The following is a 19,214-nucleotide window of genomic DNA, read 5'->3' on the forward strand; positions in this document are numbered from 1 at the left end:
ATGAGAAATAATGATAATATCCGCATATTAGCTAATCCTTCTGTCAGTCATGGGGAGCCTTTACATATATCTGAAAAGCAGCCGGCAACAATACCTGAAGTTTTATACAGAACGGCGGCGGAGCTTGGGGATACAAAGGGAATCATTTATTTGCAGCCGGATGGAACTGAAGTTTACCAATCATACAGACGACTATGGGATGATGGACTGCGCATTGTGAAGGGGCTTCGCCAATCAGGCCTGAAAGCAAAACAAAACGTGATTTTGCAGCTTGGTGACAATTCACAGCTTCTCCCTGCGTTCTGGGGGTGTGTGTTAACAGGGGTTGTTCCGGCTCCATTAGCCGTTCCGCCAACGTATGCTGAATCGAGCAGCGGCACTCAAAAGCTGAAAGACGCATGGACGCTTCTTGATAAGCCAGCGGTGATTACGGACCGGGGGATGCATCAGGAAATGCTCGATTGGGCAAAAGAACAAGGGCTTGAAGGGTTCAGGGCAATTATTGTAGAGGATCTGCTCAGCGCTGAAGCGGACACAGATTGGCATCAATCCAGTCCCGAAGACTTAGCGCTTTTATTGCTGACTTCAGGCAGTACGGGAACGCCCAAAGCAGTTATGCTTAATCATCGTAACATTATGAGCATGGTGAAAGGGATTATTCAAATGCAAGGCTTCACCAGAGAGGATATTACGTTTAACTGGATGCCGTTTGACCATGTCGGAGGGATCGGAATGCTGCATTTGCGGGATGTTTATCTTGGCTGTCAGGAAATTAACGTCTCAAGCGAAACGATCTTAATGGAGCCGTTGAAATGGCTGGATTGGATTGATCATTACCGAGCTTCTGTTACGTGGGCGCCGAATTTTGCGTTTGGTCTGGTTACTGATTTTGCAGAAGAAATAAAAGATAAGAAATGGGATCTGTCTTCAATGCGATACATGCTCAATGGCGGTGAAGCAATGGTAGCCAAGGTAGGGCGCAGAATACTTGAGCTTTTAGAACCACATGGACTGCCTGCTGACGCCATCCGACCTGCATGGGGAATGTCCGAAACTTCATCGGGCGTTATTTTTTCTCATGAATTTACCCGGGCTGGAACAAGTGATGATGATCATTTTGTTGAAATAGGCTCTCCAATCCCCGGCTTCTCTATGAGAATTGTGAATGACCATAATGAATTGGTTGAAGAGGGCGAGATCGGCCGTTTTCAAGTCTCGGGTCTTTCTGTTACTAGCGGTTATTACCAGCGGCCTGATTTGAATGAGAGTGTGTTTACAGAAGACGGCTGGTTTGAAACCGGAGATCTTGGCTTTTTGCGAAACGGGCGCTTAACCATAACAGGCCGTACGAAAGATGCAATTATCATTAACGGCATTAATTATTACAGTCATGCAATTGAGTCTGCAGTTGAAGAATTATCTGAAATTGAAACTTCTTATACTGCTGCTTGCGCTGTCCGTCTGGGCCAGAATTCAACAGATCAGCTGGCTATCTTCTTTGTTACTTCCGCAAAATTAAATGATGAGCAAATGTCTCAGCTTCTTAGAAACATACAATCCCATGTCTCACAGGTGATCGGAGTCACCCCGGAATATTTGCTGCCTGTACAAAAAGAAGAGATTCCAAAAACGGCTATCGGAAAGATCCAGCGCACCCAGCTAAAAACTTCATTTGAAAATGGAGAGTTCGATCACTTGCTACATAAACCCAATCGGATGAACGATGCGGTCCAGGATGAGGAGATACAGAAAGCAGACCATGTGAAAAGAGTAAGGGAAGAAATACAGAAGCATCTGCTCACCTGTTTGACTGAGGAGCTGCATGTTTCCCGCGATTGGGTGGAGCCAAATGCAAATATCCAAAGTCTTGGTGTGAATTCTATCAAGATGATGAAGCTCATTCGATCGATCGAGAAAAACTATCATATCAAACTAACAGCCAGAGAGATACATCAATATCCTACAATTGAACGCTTAGCCAGCTATCTATCAGAACATGAAGACCTCAGCAGCTTGTCTGCTGACAAAAAGGGCACGGACACATATAAAACCGAACCGGAAAGGAGTCAGGCAACTTTTCAGCCTCTCTCTGAGGTTCAAAAAGGATTATGGACATTGCAAAAAATGTCACCCGAAAAAAGTGCATATCACGTACCTCTCTGTTTTAAATTTTCGTCAGGGCTTCACCTTGAAACATTACAGCAGGCTTTCGGCCTTGTATTGAATCAGCACCCAATCTTAAAGCACGTCATCCAAGAGAAAGACGGAGTGCCATTTCTTAAAAATGAGCCAGCACTTTCAATTGAAATCAAGACAGAAAATATCTCAAGTATGAAAGAGTCTGATATTCCTGCTTTTCTTAGAAAGAAAGTAAAGGAACCGTATGTAAAGGAAAACAGCCCGTTAGTGCGTGTCATGAGCTTTTCCAGATCTGAACAAGAACATTTTTTATTAGTTGTCATTCACCATTTGATTTTTGACGGAGTTTCGTCTGTCACATTTATACGCAGTCTGTTTGATACCTATCAGCTTCTTTTAAAAGGACAGCAGCCGGAAAAAGCTGTTTCTCCTGCCATTTATCATGATTTTGCGGCATGGGAGAAAAACATGCTTGCCGGCAAAGACGGTGTGAAGCACCGTACATATTGGCAGAAACAGCTATCGGGAACTTTGCCGAATCTTCAGCTGCCTAATGTCAGCGCAAGTTCAGTCGATTCTGAGTTTAGAGAGAATACATACACCAGGCGGCTGTCCAGCGGCTTCATGAATCAGGTCAGAACGTTTGCGAAAGAGCATTCTGTAAATGTCACGACGGTATTCTTAAGCTGCTATATGATGCTGCTTGGCCGTTACACCGGCCAAAAGGAACAGATCGTCGGCATGCCGGCCATGGTGAGGCCGGAAGAAAGATTTGATGATGCCATTGGACATTTTCTCAATATGCTCCCGATTCGGAGTGAGCTGAACCCGGCAGACACTTTTTCTAGCTTTATTTCAAAATTGCAATTAACGATATTGGATGGGCTTGATCATGCAGCATATCCTTTTCCAAAAATGGTGAGGGATCTGAATATTCCTCGCAGTCAAGCAGGTTCACCGGTATTTCAAACCGCTTTTTTCTATCAGAATTTTCTTCAATCCGGAAGCTATCAAAGCTTGCTGAGCCGCTATGCTGACTTCTTTTCTGTCGATTTCGTTGAGTGTATTCACCAAGAGGGCGAATACGAATTAGTATTTGAACTGTGGGAAACAGAAGAAAAAATGGAGCTGAACATCAAGTACAATACTGGGCTGTTTGATGCGGCTTCTATATCCGCCATGTTTGACCATTTTGTTTATGTAACAGAGCAGGCGATGTTGAATCCTTCTCAGCCTTTAAAAGAGTATTCTTTATTACCTGAGGCAGAGAAGCAGATGATTCTCAAAACATGGAACGCCACAGGAAAAACGTATCCATATATAACTTTTCATGAGTTGTTTGAGCAGCAGGCGAAAAAGACGCCTGATAGAGCGGCTGTCAGCTATGAAGGTCAAACATTGACGTATCGGGAGCTTGATGAGAAAAGCACACAGCTGGCCATTTATTTGCAGGCGCATGGAGTGGGTCCTGACCGTCTGGCGGGAATCTATGTGGATCGATCGCTGGACATGCTAGTGGGTTTATTAGCGATCCTCAAGGCTGGGGGAGCGTATGTGCCGCTAGACCCGTCCTATCCGGCTGAACGATTAGAATACATGCTTGAGGACAGTGAAGTTTTCATTACACTGACGACATCGGAATTAGTAAATACGTTGAGTTGGAACGGTGTCACAACAGCTCTTTTAGATCAAGATTGGGATGAAATTGCTCAAACAGCCTCTGATCGAAAAGTGCTTACACGCACTGTCACGCCGGAGAACTTGGCATATGTCATTTATACATCCGGCAGCACAGGAAAGCCAAAAGGTGTCATGATACCGCATAAAGCTTTGACAAACTTTCTCGTTTCGATGGGGGAAACACCAGGTCTTACGGCAGAGGATAAAATGCTTGCTGTCACAACCTACTGTTTTGATATTGCAGCTCTGGAATTATTTTTGCCTTTAATAAAGGGCGCACACTGCTATATTTGTCAAACGGAGCATACAAAAGACGTTGAAAAACTGAAACGGGACATCCGCGCGATCAAACCGACAGTGATGCAGGCAACCCCCGCTACGTGGAAGATGCTCTTTTATTCAGGCTGGGAAAATGAAGAGAGCGTGAAAATTTTATGCGGTGGCGAAGCATTGCCTGAGACATTAAAACGATATTTCTTAGATACGGGCAGCGACGCCTGGAATATGTTCGGGCCAACCGAAACAACTATCTGGTCAGCGGTTCAGCGCATTAACGATGAATGCTCTCATGCCACGATAGGAAGGCCAATCGCCAATACACAAATCTATATTACGGATTCTCAGCTCGCGCCAGTGCCGGCAGGTGTCCCGGGTGAGCTGTGCATTGCAGGAGACGGTGTGGCGAAGGGCTACTACAAAAAGGAAGAATTAACGGATTCGAGATTCATTGACAACCCTTTTGAGCCTGGGGCTAAACTTTATAGAACGGGAGACATGGCCCGCTGGCTTCCGGGAGGGCGAATTGAATATATAGGCCGCATCGATAATCAGGTAAAAATCCGCGGATTCCGTATTGAACTAGGTGATATTGAAAGCAGGCTTAGTGAGCATCCCGGCATTCTGGAATGCGTTGTGGTCGCAGATATGGATAACCTAGCTGCCTATTATACAGCTAAACATGCAAATGCTTCTCTCACAGCGAGAGAGCTGCGTCATTTTGTGAAAAATGCTTTGCCTGCCTATATGGTGCCTTCTTATTTTATTCAGCTTGATCATATGCCGTTAACTCCGAACGGAAAGATAGATAGAAACAGCCTTAAGAATATCGATTTATCAGGGGAGCAGCTAAAGCAAAGGCAGACCTCTCCTAAGAACATTCAGGATACTGTTTTTACCATTTGGCAGGAAGTGCTGAAAACGAGTGACATTGAATGGGATGACGGATTTTTCGATGTGGGCGGGGATTCGCTTCTCGCGGTCACTGTGGCTGATCGTATCAAACATGAACTATCCTGTGAGTTTTCTGTCACAGACCTGTTTGAGTATTCAACGATTAAAAATATCAGCCAGTACATCACTGAACAGCGAATGGGCGATGCAAGTGACCATATGCCGACAGACCCGGCAGCTCATATAGAAGATCAGTCTACCGAGATGAGTGATCTCCCGGACTATTATGACGATAGTGTGGCGATTATTGGCATATCGTGTGAATTTCCAGGGGCAAAAAATCATGATGAATTTTGGGAGAACCTCAGAGACGGCAAGGAAAGCATTGCGTTTTTCAATAAAGAAGAGCTTCAGCGCTTTGGCATTTCAAAGGAGATAGCGGAGAATGCCGACTATGTCCCTGCTAAAGCTTCAATTGATGGGAAAGACAGATTTGATCCAAGCTTCTTTCAAATCTCTCCTAAAGACGCTGAATTTATGGACCCTCAGCTTCGGATGCTGCTGACTCATTCATGGAAAGCAATAGAAGATGCCGGTTATGCTGCGAGGCAGATTCCGCAAACCAGTGTTTTTATGTCGGCAAGCAATAATTCTTATCGCGCGCTGCTGCCGTCAGATACAACAGAGAGCCTGGAGACGCCGGACGGCTATGTTTCGTGGGTGCTTGCACAGAGTGGGACGATCCCGACAATGATTTCTCATAAGCTCGGGCTGAGAGGGCCAAGCTATTTCGTTCATGCCAACTGCTCATCCTCTCTGATTGGATTGCATTCTGCCTATAAAAGCCTCCTGTCGGGTGAATCTGATTATGCTTTAGTTGGCGGTGCAACGCTGCATACCGAGTCAAATATCGGATATGTGCATCAGCCTGGGCTGAACTTTTCGAGTGATGGACATATTAAAGCTTTTGACGCTTCAGCTGACGGAATGATAGGCGGTGAGGGCGTTGCTGTTGTATTGCTGAAAAAAGCAGCTGATGCTGTAAAGGACGGAGATCATATCTATGCCTTGCTGAGAGGCATTGGTGTAAATAACGACGGCGCTGACAAAGTCGGCTTTTATGCTCCAAGCGTTAAAGGCCAGGCTGACGTGGTCCAACAGGTCATGAATCAAACGAAGATACAGCCTGAATCCATCAGCTATGTAGAAGCACACGGGACCGGAACGAAGCTGGGGGACCCGATCGAGCTTGCGGCTTTAACAAACGTTTACCGGCAATATACAAATAAAACGCAATTTTGCGGCATTGGGTCGGTGAAAACCAATATCGGCCATTTAGATACAGCCGCCGGTCTTGCGGGCTGCATTAAGGTCGTGATGAGTCTTTATCATCAAGAGCTTGCACCGAGTATTAATTATAAGGAGCCGAATCCAAATACAGACTTAGCCAGCTCTCCTTTTTACGTCGTCGATCAAAAGAAAACGTTAAGCCGTGAGATCAAAACGCACAGGGCTGCACTTAGCTCGTTTGGGCTTGGCGGGACAAATACCCATGCCATTTTTGAACAATTCAAAAGGGATTCAGATAAGAGAAAGATAGACGGAACCTGCATCGTCCCGATCTCGGCGAAAAATAAAGAGAGGCTGCAAGAGTATGCTGAAGACATTCTGGCCTATTTGGAAAGAAGAGGGCTTGAGAACAGCCGGCTGCCTGATTTTGCGTATACCCTTCAGGTGGGGCGCGAAGCGATGGAGCATCGCGTTGTCTTTATTGCCGATCATGTAAATGAGTTAAAACAGAGGCTCACAGATTTTATCAATGGAAAAACAGCGATTGAAGGCTGTTTTCAAGGAAGTAAGCACAATGCAAGAGAGGTTTCATGGCTGACGGAGGATGAGGACAGCGCTGAACTCATACGTAAGTGGATGGCCAAAGGAAAAGTAAACAAGCTTGCAGAAATGTGGAGCAAGGGAGCGCATATAGATTGGATGCAGCTTTACAAGGGAGAGCGCCCAAACAGAATGAGTCTGCCGACTTATCCATTTGCAAAGGAACGATACTGGCCGTCGCAGGATGACCGCAAACCGGTGGCGCAGCTATCCGGAAATCAGACAGGGATCGGCTCTATTCATCCATTGCTTCATCAGAATACATCTGATTTTTCTGAACAGAAATTCAGTTCGGTTTTCACTGGTGACGAATTCTTCCTAAGAGACCATGTGGTAAGAGGAAAGCCTGTGCTTCCTGGTGTTGCGTACCTTGAAATGGTGTACGCGGCTATAAACCAGGCGGCAGGAAGTGAAATTGGCCAAGATGTCAGAATCAGATTGAATCATACAGTCTGGGTTCAGCCTGTTGTGGTTGACAGACATTCAGCTCAAGTGGATATCAGTCTCTTTCCTGAAGAAGATGGAAAAATCACCTTTGACATTTACAGTATACAGGAAGACGGGGACGACCCTGTTATTCATAGTCAAGGCAGTGCGGAGCTGGCATCTGATGCCGAAACGCCAGTCGCAGATCTCACTGAAATGTCACGCCGCTGCGGCAAAGGAAAGATGTCGCCTGATCAATTTTACGAAGAAGGCAGAAGCAGAGGAATGTTCCATGGTCCGGCCTTTCAAGGAATTAAGAATGTGAATATAGGAAACAGAGAGGTTTTGGCGCAGCTGCAGCTTCCAGAAATCGTTTCTGGAACGAATGAACAGTTTGTGCTGCACCCAAGTATCATGGACTCCGCCATGCAGACAGCAACAATATGCATCATGCAGGAATTGACGGATCAAAAGCTGATTTTGCCATTTGCGCTTGAGGAGCTTGAGGTGATCAAAGGGTGTTCTTCTTCTATGTGGGCTTATGCCCGCTTAAGTGACAGCGATCACTCCGGAGGGGTTGTTCAGAAAGCGGATATCGATGTCATTGACGAGAGTGGAAGCGTATGTGTCAGGATTAAAGGATTTTCAACGAGAGTATTAGAAGGGGAGGTTCATACTTCAAAGCCTTCAACACGGCACGAACGCTTAATGCTTGAACCGGTGTGGGAAAAACAGAATGAAGAACGAGAGGACGAAGATCCTTCGTACACGGAGCATATCATTGTTCTCTTCGAAACTGAACGAAGTGTCACAGACAGCATTGCCTCCCACATGAAAGATGCCCGTGTGATTACTCTAAACGAAGCTGTAGGACATATTGCTGAACGTTATCAATGTTACACGCAGAACATTTTTGAACTCCTGCAAAGCAAGGTCCGTGAGCTTTCTGCAGGCCGTATCATCATTCAAGCGATTGTTCCGCTGGAAAAAGAGAAGCAATTGTTTGCCGGCGTTTCCGGTCTGTTTAAAACAGCAGAAATAGAGTTCAGCAAACTGACTGCTCAGGTCATCGAAATTGAGAAACCTGAAGAGATGATAGACCTTCACCTCAAGCTGAAAGACGACAGCCGGAGACCATTTGACAAACAGATTCGATATGAGGCTGGACACCGTTTTGTGAAAGGCTGGAGGGAAATGGTGCTTCCTTCAGCTGATACGCTTCACATGCCGTGGAGAGACGAAGGTGTTTATCTAATCACAGGCGGAGCAGGAAGCTTAGGCCTTCTGTTTGCAAAGGAAATTGCCAATCGAACTGGCCGGTCTACTATTGTGCTGACGGGACGATCTGTTTTAAGTGAGGATAAGGAAAACGAACTGGAGGCTCTTCGAAGCATCGGAGCGGAGGTTGTCTATCGGGAGGCTGATGTAAGTGATCAGCATGCGGTTCGTCATCTTTTTGAGGAAATCAAAGAAAGATATGGCACTCTCAATGGAATTATTCACGGTGCAGGCAGCATTAAAGATCACTTCATCATTCATAAAACGAATGAAGAGTTTCAAGAAGTGTTGCAGCCTAAAGTAAGCGGGTTGTTACATGTAGACGAATGCAGCAAGGATTTCCCATTGGACTTTTTCATTTTCTTCTCATCTGTTTCGGGATGTTTAGGAAACGCTGGACAAGCCGATTATGCGGCAGCCAATTCGTTTATGGATGCATTTGCTGAATACCGCCGTTCTCTTGCGGCATCAAAAAAGAGATTCGGCTCCACCATTTCCTTCAATTGGCCGTTATGGGAAGAAGGCGGTATGCAAGTCGGCGCTGAAGATGAAAAGAGAATGCTGAAAACGACGGGAATGGTCCCGATGCCGACAGATAGTGGCTTGAAAGCATTTTATCAGGGGATAGCATCTGATAAGCCGCAAGTTTTTGTGATGGAAGGACAGCCTCAGAAAATGAAACAAAAACTGCTTTCCGCAGGATCGAAAGCCAAGAGGAACGATCAGAGAAAGGCGGATCAGGATCAAGGACAAACTAGAAAATTGGAAGCAGCCTTAATCCAAATGGTTGGCGCAATTTTGAAAGTAAACACTGACGATATCGATGTCAACACAGAGCTGAGCGAGTACGGATTCGACTCAGTTACATTCACTGTCTTTACAAACAAGATCAACGAAAAATTTCAGTTGGAGCTAACACCGACCATTTTCTTTGAATATGGCAGCGTCCAAAGCCTGGCTGAATATGTAGTTGCTGCGTATCAGGGCGAATGGAATCAAGATGCTACTGCTAAAGGCATAGATGAAAGAACAAACTCATTGCACAGTTTAAACAGCCTGGAGGCATCATTAAGCAACATGGTCAGTGCAATTTTAAAAGTAAATAGTGAAGATATTGATGTCAATACAGAGCTGAGTGAATACGGATTTGATTCCGTTACATTTACGGTCTTTACAAACAAGATTAACGAAGAATTTCAGTTGGAGCTAACGCCGACCATTTTCTTTGAATATGGAAGTATCCAAAGCCTGGCTGAGTATTTGACTGCTGAACATGAGGACACCCTGGTTCAGGAGCGCGAAAAACCAGAGAGGCAGGAAGAGTTACAAACAAAATCCCCTGAAGCGCCGAAAATCACATCACGTAGAAAGCGCCGCTTTACACAGCCTGTTATTGCAAAAGCAGAAAGAAACAAAAAGCAGGCTGCCGATTTTGAGCCGGTTGCAATTGTCGGCATCAGCGGCCGATTCCCTGGCGCTATGGATATAGACGAATTTTGGAAAAACCTAGAAGAAGGAAAAGACAGCATCACAGAAGTTCCAAAAGATCGATGGGATTGGCGGGAGCATTATGGAAACCCAGACACTGACGTCAATAAAACCGACATCAAATGGGGCGGGTTTATTGATGGTGTCGCAGAGTTTGATCCGTTGTTTTTTGGTATTTCGCCGCGAGAAGCAGATTATGTAGACCCTCAGCAGCGCTTGTTAATGACATACGTGTGGAAGGCACTGGAAGATGCGGGTTGCTCGCCGCAAAGCCTTTCGGGTACAGGGACTGGTATCTTTATCGGTACGGGAAACACCGGTTATAAAGATCTATTCCATAGAGCGAATCTTCCAATTGAAGGCCATGCTGCTACAGGTCATATGATTCCTTCGGTAGGCCCGAATAGAATGAGTTATTTTTTAAATATTCATGGTCCGAGCGAGCCAGTAGAGACGGCTTGTTCCAGTTCTCTTGTAGCCATTCACCGTGCTGTGACTGCGATGCAAAACGGTGATTGTGAGATGGCGATCGCTGGAGGCGTGAATACGATCTTAACCGAGGAGGCGCATATTAGCTACAGCAAGGCGGGGATGCTCAGCAAAGACGGCAGGTGTAAAACCTTCTCTGCCGATGCGAATGGCTATGTCAGAGGCGAAGGGGTCGGAATGGTCATGTTGAAAAAGCTGGAAGATGCCGAGCGCGACGGAAATCATATTTACGGCGTTATTCGGGGGACGGCGGAAAATCATGGCGGAAGAGCCAATACCCTGACATCGCCTAATCCGAAAGCACAAGCTGATTTGTTGGTGCGTGCATATCGCCAAGCAGGCATAGATCCAAGCACTGTCACATATATCGAAGCACATGGAACAGGGACGGAATTGGGCGATCCGATTGAAATAAATGGGCTGAAAGCCGCGTTTAAGGAACTATCCAATATGAGAGGCGAGAGCCAGCCGGATGTTCCGGATCACCGTTGCGGCATCGGCTCAGTTAAAAGCAATATCGGTCATTTAGAGCTAGCAGCAGGTATTTCCGGTTTGATCAAGGTGCTTTTGCAAATGAAGCATAAAACGTTAGTGAAAAGCCTGCATTGCGAGACGCTTAACCCTTATCTTCAGCTGACTGACAGTCCGTTTTACATCGTTCAGGAAAAACAGGAATGGAAGTCTGTCACAGATCGTGACGGAAACGAGCTTCCGCGCCGTGCCGGAATCAGTTCGTTTGGGATTGGCGGAGTAAACGCGCATATTGTGGTTGAAGAATATATGCCAAAAGCCAATTCAGAACACACGGCTACAGAACAGCCAAACGTGATTGTGCTGTCGGCTAAAAATAAAAGCAGGCTGATGGATCGTGCTTCGCAATTGCTTCAGGCGATTCGCAATAAAAAATATACAGATCAGGAGTTACACCGCATCGCTTACACCCTGCAGGTCGGGCGCGAGGAAATGGATGAGCGTCTGGCGTGTGTTGCGGGGACGATGCAGGAACTTGAAGAGAAACTGCAGGCGTTTGTTGACGGTAAGGAAGAAACAGACGAATTTTTCCGGGGACAGTCTCATCGAAATAAAGAGACCCAGACTATTTTTACAGCGGATGAAGATATGGCGTTGGCACTTGATGCTTGGATCAGAAAAAGAAAATACGCCAAACTTGCTGATTTATGGGTCAAAGGGGTCTCAATCCAGTGGAACACATTATACGAAGAGACCAAACCGCGCCTGATCAGCCTCCCTTCATATCCGTTTGCGAAGGATCACTATTGGGTGCCGGCAAAGGAACATTCAGAAAGAGACAGAAAAGAACTGGTTAATGCGATTGAAGATCGGGATGCATGTTTTTTGACGAAACAATGGAGTTTGAGTCCAATTGGCTCAGTAGTGCCGGGGACAAGAACTGTTGCCATCCTGAGCAATCAAGAGACAGCAGATTTAGCAGCAGAAGTGTCTTCGTATTTTCCGAATCATCTCTTAATAGATGTGAGCCGGATAGAAAATGATCAGTCAGACATTGATTGGAAAGAGTTTGACGGCCTAGTGGATGTCATCGGATGCGGTAAGGATGATGAGGGCCGGCTGGATTGGATTGAATGGGTGCAAAGACTGGTTGAATTCGGGCATAAAGAGGGGCTCAGGCTGCTTTGTGTGACGAAGGGGCTCGAATCGTTTCAAAACACATCTGTCCGGATGGCTGGCGCCTCACGGGCTGGGTTGTATCGAATGCTCCAATGCGAGTACAGCCATCTTATATCAAGGCATATGGATGCTGAGGAGGTTACTGATCATCGCCGTCTCGCGAAGTTGATCGCTGATGAGTTTTATTCCGATTCTCATGATGCCGAGGTTTGCTACAGAGATGGTTTACGGTACCAAGCTTTTCTAAAAGCTCATCCGGAAACAGGTAAGGCCACGGAACAAAGCACGGTCTTCCCGAAAGATCATGTGCTTCTCATTACAGGCGGCACACGAGGCATCGGACTATTATGCGCCCGTCATTTTGCAGAGTGCTATGGAGTGAAAAAACTGGTGCTGACCGGACGAGAACAGCTTCCTCCGCGAGAGGAATGGACTCGTTTTGACACCTCGAACACATCAGTTGCCCAGAAAATCCAGGCAGTGCGGGAGCTGGAAGCGAAGGGTGTACAGGTGGAGATGCTGTCGCTGACGTTATCTGATGATGCTCAGGTTGAGCAAACGCTGCAACATATCAAGCGAACATTAGGACCGATTGGCGGTGTCATTCATTGTGCAGGTCTGACGGATATGGATACGCTGGCATTTATCCGAAAAACTTCAGATGATATTCAGCGGGTGCTGGAACCTAAGGTGTCAGGTCTTACAACGTTATATCGCCATGTGTGTAACGAGCCTTTACAGTTTTTTGTCTTATTTTCTTCTGTTTCAGCCATTATTCCGGAGCTTTCGGCGGGACAAGCTGACTATGCGATGGCCAATAGCTATATGGATTATTTTGCAGAAGCACATCAGAAACATGTGCCGATCATCAGTGTTCAGTGGCCGAACTGGAAAGAAACCGGTATGGGTGAAGTGACAAATCAAGCGTATCGGGAAAGCGGCTTGTTCAGCATTACGAATTCAGAAGGCTTACGTTTTCTAGATCAAATTGTATCGAAAATGTTCGGACCGGTTGTTCTCCCTGCAATGGCGAATCAAACAAACTGGGAGCCGGAACTGCTGATGAAGAGGAGGAAACCGCATGAGGGCGGTTTGCAGGAAGCTGCTTTACAGAGCCCGCCAGCCAGAGACATTGAAGAGGCCGATGAAGTTTCCAAATGTGATGGATTATTATCTGAAACACAGTCCTGGCTTGTTGATCTGTTTACCGAAGAGCTGAGAATAGATCGTGAAGACTTCGAGATTGACGGGTTGTTTCAGGATTATGGCGTGGATTCGATCATTTTGGCACAGGTGCTCCAGCGTATAAACCGCAAATTAGAGGCAGCGCTCGATCCATCGATTTTATATGAATACCCAACAATTCAAAGGTTCGCAGATTGGCTGATCGGTTCTTATTCCGAAAGGCTGTCCGCTTTATTCGGAGGCAGGATATCGGATGCATCAGCACCTTTGGAGAACAAAATAGAGGCGGAGGCATCTGTTCCTGCGGAGGATCGAGCTCTTACACCTCAGATTCAGGCGCCAGCGATTTTGTCACCGGACTCTCATGCAGAAGGTATTGCCGTTGTCGGACTCTCTTGCCGATTCCCTGGGGCAGATACATTGGAGTCATATTGGTCGTTACTATCCGAGGGGCGTTCGTCAATCGGCCCGATTCCGGCAGAGCGTTGGGGCTGTAAGACGCCATATTATGCCGGCGTGATTGATGGCGTCAGCTATTTTGATCCTGATTTCTTTTTGCTTCACGAAGAAGACGTAAGGGCGATGGATCCGCAAGCACTGCTCGTGTTGGAAGAGTGTCTGAAGCTCTTGTATCACGCCGGTTATACACCTGAGGAAATAAAGGGCAAGCCCGTCGGTGTTTATATCGGAGGCAGAAGCCAGCACAAACCTGATGAAGAGAGCCTTGATCATGCCAAGAATCCGATCGTGACAGTCGGCCAAAATTATTTAGCGGCTAATCTTTCACAATTTTTTGATGTCCGCGGCCCGAGTGTTGTAGTTGACACTGCATGCTCGTCAGCTTTGGTCGGCATGAATATGGCCATTCAGGCGCTGCGTGGCGGAGATATTCAATCCGCCATAGTCGGCGGTGTCAGCTTGCTGAGCTCAGATGCCTCTCACAGGCTGTTTGACCGGCGCGGCATTTTAAGCAAGCATTCATCCTTCCATGTGTTTGATGAGCGTGCTGACGGAGTTGTGTTAGGTGAAGGCGTCGGAATGGTCATGCTAAAAACCGTAAAACAGGCACTGGAAGACGGAGATACCATATATGCTGTCGTCAAAGCGGCCTCGGTCAATAACGACGGAAGAACGGCGGGGCCTGCAACACCTAATCTTGAGGCGCAAAAGGAAGTCATGAAAGATGCGCTTTTCAAAAGCGGAAAAAAACCAGAGGACATCAGCTACCTTGAGGCAAACGGGTCAGGTTCAATCGTAACCGATCTCCTTGAGCTAAAAGCGATCCAATCAGTGTACCGTTCTGGGCACTCATCGCCTCTTTCTCTTGGCTCAATCAAGCCGAACATCGGGCATCCGCTATGTGCTGAAGGGATCGCCAGCTTCATTAAGGTTGTGCTGATGCTGAAAGAGCGCCGCTTTGTCCCATTTTTATCAGGTGAAAAAGAGATGGCGCATTTCGATCAACAGAAAGCGAACATCACGTTCAGCCGAGCCCTGGAAAAATGGACAGATTCGCAGCCTACTGCGGCTATTAACTGCTTTGCCGATGGGGGGACGAATGCCCATGTCATCGTAGAGGCGTGGGAAAAAGATGAAAAACACGCCATCAAGCGCAGTCCAATATCGCCTCCTCAATTAAAGAAACGAATGCTTTCGCCAGGCGAGCCAAAGCTGGAAGCGGAGACTTCAAAAATGACTGCGGCAAACATATGGGATACTTATGAGGTGGAGGTCTAACGTGAAAAAGATAACGAAACAACTCACATTATCGTTAAAAAATCCGTTTATTTATCACCATGTGGTTTACGGACAAAATGTCCTGCCGGGATTGGCTTATATCGATATAATCTACCAGATATTCAGAGAACACGGCTTCTCCTGCTCAGAGCTTCAGCTGCGGAATTTATCTATCTATCAGCCATTGACGGCGGAACAGGATGCAGTAATTGTTCTGAATATCCAATGCGCGGAGAAAAAAGAAGGACAGTGGCAAATCACAGCCAAGGGAATTGAAAAACGTGATGGGAAAGAAGTTTCAGAAGAAAAGCTCTATATGAAGGCTGATATGTACGCAGACTCCCCAGCCATATTTGAAGAAACACTGGATCTCAGTCAAATCAAAGCATCTGCACAGAACGTTGTTCAGCTTGATGATGTATATGAACAATGCAGACGTCAGGAATTGGTGCACAGGAAATATATGAAAGCAAAAGGCTGCATCTATGAAGAGGAAAATGGCGTCCTTCTTGAGCTTTCTCTCGGTTCGGAAGCCATGCTTCACGCAGAAGGCTTTATGTTTCACCCGACTCTCATAGACGGGAGCGGGGTGGGTGCCAATCATTTGCTCACATCTTTGCTTAAAGGAGAACAGAGGCTGTATTTGCCTCTGTTCTATGAATCCTTTTCAGCTTCTGCACTTTTGCAGTCGGATTGCATGACAAGAATTAAGCGCTCCTCCGTCCGGCGGGAAAAAGAGCTGATTTATGTAACACTTGAATTTTTTAATGCGTCGGGAGAAAAAGTGGCTGAGTTGAAAAACTTTACAAGCAAATTGGTGCGAGAAGCGGAGCTGATTAGCGGAAAACATCAAGATGCACAGGAGACACAGATGACAAGAGCAGACACTGCTGAGCGTGATAAACCTGCTGACATGGTATCTTCTCCCGTTAATTCCTATAGCGGGGCTGAACAGTTCGTAAGTCAATTAATCGCAGAGAAAATCAATAAGCCGGTAGAACAAGTTGAAAAACAGGTCGGTTATTACCAAATGGGACTGAATTCATCGGGCTTGCTTGAGGTGGTAGAAACGATCAGTGATAAGATCGGTGAGAGCCTTTCGCCGACTCTTCTGTTTGAGCATACCACCATAGCGGAGCTGTCAGCGTTTCTTGCCGAGGAATATGCTGAGCATTTTAGTGCCGCTGGTTCCCTTGGCCTTGGCCAGAATGAAAGAGCACGCGTTTCCGACACAATAAACGATCGTAAGACTGTTGAAGCTTCTCGTCCTGCACCTATTGAGGCAGCAGGCGATATTGCGATTATCGGCTTGGCGGGCAGGTATCCGAAGGCAGCCAATATTCATGAATTTTGGAACAATCTGAAAGAGGGAAAGGACTGCGTTAGCGAGATTCCTGAGTCGCGCTGGGATTGGCAGCGACTTGAAGGAATCACATCTCCTTCGGGTAAGGACATTTCGAAATGGGGAGGATTTATTGATGATCCCGACTGCTTCGATCCCCAATTTTTCAGAATCACGCCAAGAGAAGCGGAGACAATGGACCCTCAAGAGCGGCTGTTTTTAGAAACATGCTGGGAAACGATTGAGGATGCGGGCTATACGCCAAAGACGTTGGCCAAGCCTAAAGGACGAAATAAAAGGCAGCATGTAGGAGTTTTTGCCGGTGTCATGCACAAGGATTATACATTAGTCGGAGCTGAAGAAGCATCAGCAGAAAATGTGTTTCCTCTTTCGCTCAACTATGCGCAAATCGCCAACCGTGTTTCTTACTTTTGTAATTTCCACGGTCCGAGTATGGCTGTCGATACGGTATGTTCATCCTCTTTGACCGCAGTGCACTTGGCGTTGGAAAGCATACGTCACGGTGAGTGCGATGTTGCGTTAGCAGGCGGAGTGAACCTGTCTTTGCACCCGAATAAATATATGACATACGGGGTCTGGGATATGTTTTCCACTGACGGGCACTGCCGTACGTTTGGAAAGGATGGGGACGGTTATGTGCCTGCCGAGGGTATAGGCGCAGTTTTATTAAAGCCTTTGCGCCAGGCGGAGAAAGACGGAGATCGCATTTATGCAGTTATTAAAGGAAGTGCTGTGAATCATGTGGGCACTGTAAGCGGCATTTCAGTGCCGAGCCCTGTTTCTCAAGCTGATCTGATTGAGACATGCTTGGAGAAAACGGGAATCGACCCGCGGACGATCAGTTATGTGGAAGCCCATGGAACCGGCACGTCCTTAGGAGATCCGATCGAAATACAGGGATTAGTGAAAGCGTTCCGCCAATATACGCAGGATCGGCAGTTCTGTTCAATCGGTTCTGTAAAGTCAAACATTGGGCACGCCGAATCCGCCGCGGGGATCAGCGGTTTAAGCAAGGTTGCCCTTCAGCTTCACCATCAAAAACTTGTGCCTTCTTTGCATTCGGAAGAACTGAATCCGTACGTTGATTTTGAAAAGTCTCCATTTTATGTACAGCATGAAACAGAAACGTGGAAGCAGCCTGTTATCAAGGAGAATGGGGAAGAGGTCCCTTATCCGCGGCGGGCGGGTATCAGTTCCTTCGGAGCAACTGGTTCAAACGCACATATTATCCTTGAGGAATATATTCCTCAAACAGCGGAGCAGGACGTTTCTTTGTCCTCAGATTCTGACATATCCGCAGTTATTCCGCTTTCTGCCCGTAATCAAGAACGTCTTCGTGTATATGCAAAACGTCTCTTGGATTTTCTTCATGATGGGATTCAGATTAGAGATTTGGCGTATACATTGCAGGTAGGCCGTGAACCGATGGAAGAACGGGTTTCTTTCTTAGCAACCGGAATTCAAGAATTGAGCGATCAATTGAAGGCATTTATAGAAGGAAGAAAAGCCATTCAGCATTGCTGGAAGGGCCGCGTGTCAAGAGGAAGCGAACCATCGGGTCCCGCCGAATCGGTACATAAATTGCTGGAGCAAAGAAAACTCGATCAAATTGCGGAGCAGTGGGCGAACGGATCTGGTGTTGACTGGAAGCTGCTTTACGAGGGAAACAAACCAAAGCGGATCAGCCTGCCGACTTACCCATTTGAGAGGGTGCGTTATTGGGTGCCGAAAGCGGAGAAAAAGACTGATCGTTTAAAGGAGGAGCGACACATCCTGCATCCTCTTCTGCATCAAAATGTGTCCGACATATCGGGTGTCCGCTTCCGTTCAGCGTTTACAGGACGTGAATTTTTCTTGAAGGATCATGTCATAAAGGGCGAACACGTTTTACCTGGCGCAGCTTTATTGGAGATGGTTCGGGCAGCTGTGGAAAGGGCAGCTGCGGATCAGTTCCCGACAGGATTCCGGCTCCGGAATATCGTCTGGGTCCGGCCGTTCGCCGTCACAGAACAGCAGAAAGATATAGATGTACGTCTATATCCTGAGGACAATGGTGAGATTACATTTGAAATCTGCCGGGACCCTGAAAGCGCAGAGGAGTCGCCGATTGTATATGGGCAAGGGAGTGCAGTGCTTTGTGAGGCTGGTGAAAATCCGGTCATCAACATTGAAGAACTGAAGGCAAGCTATAATGGCCGGACGCTGTCACCTTTTGATTGCTACGAGGCTTATACAGAAATGGGTATTCATTATGGTGACAGCCACAGAGCGATCGACAGCCTATATGCCGGCGAAAACGGAGTTCTAGTGAAATTGACGATGCCTCCTGTAATCTCTGATACAGAAGACCATTATATTCTGCATCCGAGCATGATAGATTCGGCATTTCAAGCATCTATCGGTTTGAGGCTGGGAGGAGCTACGAGTTTAGAAGACAGAAAGGCAATGCTGCCTTTTGCCATACAGGATGTCCAAATCTTCAAAGGCTGCGAGGCATCTATGTGGGCGCGGATCACATATAGCGAGGGCAGTACAGCTGGGGATCGTATGCAGAAGCTTGATATCGATTTATGCAATGAAGAGGGGCAGGTTTGCGTGCGATTGACGGGCTATTCTGCAAGAGTGTTAGAAATAGATCAAGAAGGTCCTTCTGAAGCGACTGACACGCTATTGTTCGAACATATTTGGGAAGAACGTGCTACAGAGAGGCAAGAGCTCA

2 protein-coding genes (1 of these 2 cut by a window edge) are annotated in these 19,214 nt (G+C 46.7%); both read left to right on the forward strand.

Annotation, left to right across the window (positions count from 1 at the left end):
• Window positions 1–15,132: a polyketide synthase PksJ gene (pksJ, locus tag ACFVP7_RS09830; RefSeq protein WP_338733855.1), complete on the forward strand. Its 15,132-nt coding sequence runs from the start codon at window positions 1–3 to the stop codon at window positions 15,130–15,132.
• Window positions 15,116–19,214 carry the beginning of a polyketide synthase PksL gene (pksL, locus tag ACFVP7_RS09835; protein WP_396583171.1) on the forward strand. The gene runs 9,536 nt beyond the window's last position, so 4,099 of the gene's 13,635 nt are visible here — the first part of the coding sequence; it begins with the start codon at window positions 15,116–15,118; the stop codon falls past the right edge of the window. Before pksJ ends, pksL begins: the two co-directional genes overlap by 17 nt.

This window comes from Bacillus sp. SG20033 (genome assembly GCF_044570195.1).
Lineage (GTDB): Bacteria > Bacillota > Bacilli > Bacillales > Bacillaceae > Bacillus > Bacillus subtilis.